Origin of the sequence: Acetobacter oeni (genome assembly GCF_011516825.1) — a bacterium.
Taxonomy (GTDB): Bacteria; Pseudomonadota; Alphaproteobacteria; order Acetobacterales; family Acetobacteraceae; genus Acetobacter; species Acetobacter oeni.
In genome coordinates this window covers 1-4,249 of sequence record NZ_WOTA01000069.1, presented here as the reverse complement: position 1 = coordinate 4,249, position 4,249 = coordinate 1, and the positions used below count along the sequence as shown (strand labels likewise).

Sequence of the window (4,249 nt, the reverse complement as noted above, 5' to 3'; positions counted from 1 at the left end):
CTCAAACAGTTCCGCGCTATCGCAACCCGATACGACAAACTGAAATCAACTTCCTCGCAGCCGTTCAGTTCGTCTCAATCATCATCCTGCTTAACTGACGACACGCCGTAGCACCCCCGCCACTTGATTTGCGACATTTTCCCTCATCAGGCCATCGGGAGAGAACCAGCACATGGCCGTCGATCGCCATAAAATGTCGAACCCTCTCAAATAATAGCGCAAATATGGGCACCCTACTTGTTGTGCATGCGTGTTTATGATCGTTATGTTTTCGAAACAGAAGCTAGGCGCGGCGCGCCCGCTCCATGCGACAAACGAGGACACACTCCATGATGCGCCCCTCCCATCGCCGCCGGCTCGCAACAACGGCGCTCGCCGCCCTGCTCTTCACCGGCGGCGCGCAGGCCAAAGCCGACGACGTCCCGCCGCTGCTGCCGCTCCCCGCCAGCATGACGCTGGCCGCAGGCTATCTCAGAATTCCGGCAACGCTCCCCGTGACGACCGACAACGTCGCCCCCGCACACCTCGACATCCTGGTCGAAACGCTGCGCTCCCGGTCCGGCCCCGCCCTCGTCGCCGCGCCCGCATCCCGCGCAACGGGCACCCCCGCAACCCCCACCCTCCACTTCCGCCTCCTGCCCGCAGATCCGTCAGCCCCCGCCGAAAGCTATGACCTGACCGTTACCCCGACTGGCGTCACCATCACCGCCCACGATCAGGCTGGCCTCTATTACGGGGCTGGCACCCTCGCCCAGCTCCTCTCCTCCCCGACAAAAACAATCCCGGCCCTCCGCATCCGTGACCAGCCCCGCCTGCGCTGGCGCGGGATGATGGTCGACTCATCGCGGCACTTTCAAACGCCCGACGACATCCGCACAATGATCGACGCCATGGGACGCCTGAAACTAAACGTCCTGCACTGGCACCTCACCGATGACCAGGGCTGGCGCATCGAAATCCGCCGCTACCCGGAACTGACCCGCATCGGTGCCTGGCGTCACGCCCCCGATTCCGGCCCGAACGGCGATGGCACTCCCTATGGCGGCTTCTACACGCAGGACCAGATCCGCGAGATCGTCGCCTACGCCGAGGCGCGCAACATCACTATCGTCCCGGAACTCGACATGCCCGGACACGCGCAGGCCGCCATCGCCGCCTACCCGGAAATCGGATCAGGCGGCACGCCCACCCAAGTCTCCACCGTCATGGGCATTCACCCCTATCTTTACAACACCGACGACCACACCTTTGCCTTTATCGAAAACGTCCTCACCGAAGTCCTCGAACTCTTCCCGTCGCGCTTCATCCACCTCGGCGGCGACGAAGCCGTGAAGGAACAGTGGCGATCCTCCCCCTCCGTGCAGGCCCGCATGCGCGACCTCGGCGTCAGGGACGAAGAAGCCCTGCAAAGCTGGTTCATCGAACGCTTGGGAACCTGGCTCGCCAGTCACGACCGACGCCTGATTGGATGGGATGAAATCCTGAAAGGCGGCCTGCCCCCCTCCGCCTCCGTCATGTCCTGGCACGGCGTGAGGGGCGCCGTCGCCGCGGCGGAAGCCGGCCACGACGCCGTCATGGCTCCCTCGTCATCCCTCTATTTCGACTACCTGCAAACAAACCGCGACGAAGAGGCTACCGGTGGCCGCTACCCTATCGAGTCCCTGGCGACCGTCTATCAGTTCGACCCTCTCCCGCCCGGAACCACTCCCCAGGTGCAGCAACATATCCTCGGCGTCGAAGGCGCGCTGTGGACGGAATACTTCACCTCCGGAGCGTCCGTCCTGCACGCCGCCTTCCCTCGAGCCAGCGCGCTGGCCGAAATCGCGTGGACCCCCCGCCCGCTCCAGAAATGGGACAGCTTCCTGCGCCGCCTGCCCGCCGAAATGCGCCGCGAGTCAGAACACGGCGTCCCCGTCGCGGACGGCGCCTTCGCCGTCACCCTCCAGGCCACGCCGTCAGACACGCCAAGCCGCATCACGCTCACCCTGTCGAACCAGGCGAACACCGGCCTCATTCGGTACACGCTTGACGGCGCCGAACCGGATCAGACGGCGCCGCTCTACCGCGTCCCCCTCCAAGCACCCGCCGGCATCACCCTCACGGCAATCCCGTTCGATAAGACGGGACACCCGCTGGCCGCCCCGACCCGACGCGTCATCACGCCCGACCTCGCGGATCAGCGGACAGGATCGTCCTTCGTCGCCTGCCCCGGCGGCAAACTCTCCGTCCACGTTCCCGCGACGCCCGACGCCATCGCCCCCTCCCCGTACCTGACCATCGACCGCAACCGCGACTGCGTCGCCATCCCCGTCACCAGTCTCTACGGTGCGAAATCCTTGGCGGTAGACCTCATCCCCATGAGCCGCTTCTTCGGAAGCCCACGAGACGATCCTTCCGACACGCGCGCCGCGACAGGCCCCGGCTCCGCTCTCCCGCTGAACACACTCGCCATCCGAACAACCGACGCGCCCGACGCCGTCATCGGCTCCGCCCCGCTCCCGATCGGCCCTCTCGGCAAACCGCTGCATCTCGTCGTCCCCATCACCGTCCAGGGCACGCACGCCCTCATCCTGGACGCACCCGAAAGCCCGGGGCGCCCGTATTACGGCTTCGAAAGCGTGACGATCATACGATAAACGCAATCGTTTCTGTCCGAATCATAATAAAACGCAACCACGTGGAGGGTTCTAAAAACCCCATGGTTTTGCGTGCGTGTCTGTGATTCCATGCCTCCTATGGTGATTGGGGGAGGATGACTCATGAAGCAGCCGGGTTTCTTTGATGTTGAAGAGCGCCTTGCTCGTTTGAGCGGGTTGGGGGATCAGCTTGAAGCCTTTTCCCGGACTGTGGATTTTGAGGTCTTCCGCCCTGGTTTGGACAAGGGTCTGGCCTATGCTGATGGAAGCAAAGGCGGCGTCCGCCGTTTGATCCGGTGTTGATGTTTAAAATCCTGGTGATCCAGACGCTTAACAATCTGTCTGATGAACGGACGGAATCCCTGATCAACGACCGCCTGTCGTTCATGCGTTTCCCTGGTCTGGGCCTGTCGGATCGGGTACCCGATGCCAAAACGATCTGGCTGTTCCGCGAGCGTCTGACACAGGCAGGAGCTATTGACGGTCTGTTCGATCGCTTTGACACCACACTGCGGGATGCTGGTTATCTGCCGATGTCAGGCCAAATCCTGGATGCTACGCTGGTGGCGGCTCCAAAGCAGCGCAATACCAACGATGAAAAAGCGGATCTCCGGGCGGACCGTATTCCTGAGGCCTGGAAGGACAAACCCGCAAAGCGGTCCCACAAGGACCGTCATGCGCGCTGGACGCTGAAATTTACCAGGACGAAACGGCAGGATGACGGAACGATTCCGTCAACAGATCTCGCCATCCCGTTCTTTGGCTATAAATCCCATGTTTCCATCGACCGGAAGTTCAGGTTGATCCGTAAATGGAAAACGACCGATGCGGCTGCCAGTGACGGCGCCAGACTGCGCGAGGGATTGCTTGACCGCAGCAATACAGCATCCGATGTCTGGGCAGATACCGCTTACCGCTCAAAAGCCAACGAGGATTTCATGGAAAAGCAGGGTTTTGTCTCAAAGATCCATCGCAAGAAGCCGCATCTCAAGCCCATGCCCCGTCATATCCAACGATCCAATGCGGGCAAGTCCGTCATCCGATCTCGCGTTGAACATGTCTTTGCCGATCAGAAATCACAGATGGGACTGTTCATACGCACCGTCGGCATCACACGGGCCACCATGAAAATTGGGCTGGCCAATATCGTCTATAATATGCGTCGCTTTCTCTTCCTGGAGCGGTTTGGCAACGCCGCGTAGCAATCCAGAGCACGGAACTGCCCGCTCTGCTTCCAACACAGAAACCGGAATCAGCATACGTCGAGCCAAAAATCAGGAATTAAGAACTTCAATCAATGGTTCTTCGAACCCGCCACGTGGTTTTGTGTTGCTGCCCTGACGATGGATCGCAGAGAGATCGTTCGCATGGGCAACACGGTGCAGAAGGCTCATAAAAGACTATGAGCGCTGTGCCTCAATTCTCGCTGCAATGCACACCATCGTTTTCGCTGGTTTCATGCTGAAAAACGCAGCCAACCTGCTCATGCAAAGTGCATAACACCCTCTAACAGCCTGTCGGGTTGAGCATTTGGGGGATGATAACGCCGAGGCTGGTCCGGCTCATGCGGCCTGGAGGCGTGCCATTCTTTTGCAGTTGTAGGCGTGGGCGAT

At 60.9% G+C, this 4,249-nt stretch carries 1 protein-coding gene and 2 pseudogenes; all 3 read left to right on the top strand.

Going from position 1 to position 4,249, the window contains the following annotated elements:
- Window positions 1-329: 329 nt before the first annotated feature.
- Window positions 330-2,636 carry a beta-N-acetylhexosaminidase gene (locus GOB90_RS18470; protein ID WP_173572215.1) on the top strand — a complete coding sequence of 769 codons (2,307 nt, stop codon included), beginning with the start codon at window positions 330-332 and terminating at the stop codon, window positions 2,634-2,636.
- A gap of 123 nt (window positions 2,637-2,759) precedes the next feature.
- Window positions 2,760-3,838 (top strand): annotated as a pseudogene (locus GOB90_RS18465) (IS5 family transposase).
- Window positions 3,839-3,953: 115 nt separating this feature from the next.
- A pseudogene (locus GOB90_RS18460) lies at window positions 3,954-4,136 on the top strand (IS5/IS1182 family transposase); the annotation flags it as partial.
- Window positions 4,137-4,249: the final 113 nt, after the last annotated feature.

Coding starts and splice junctions, on each gene's coding strand:
- GOB90_RS18470 (WP_173572215.1), top strand. CDS start 330: ATGATGCGCCCCTCCCATCGCCGCCGGCTCGCAACAACGGCGCTCGCC.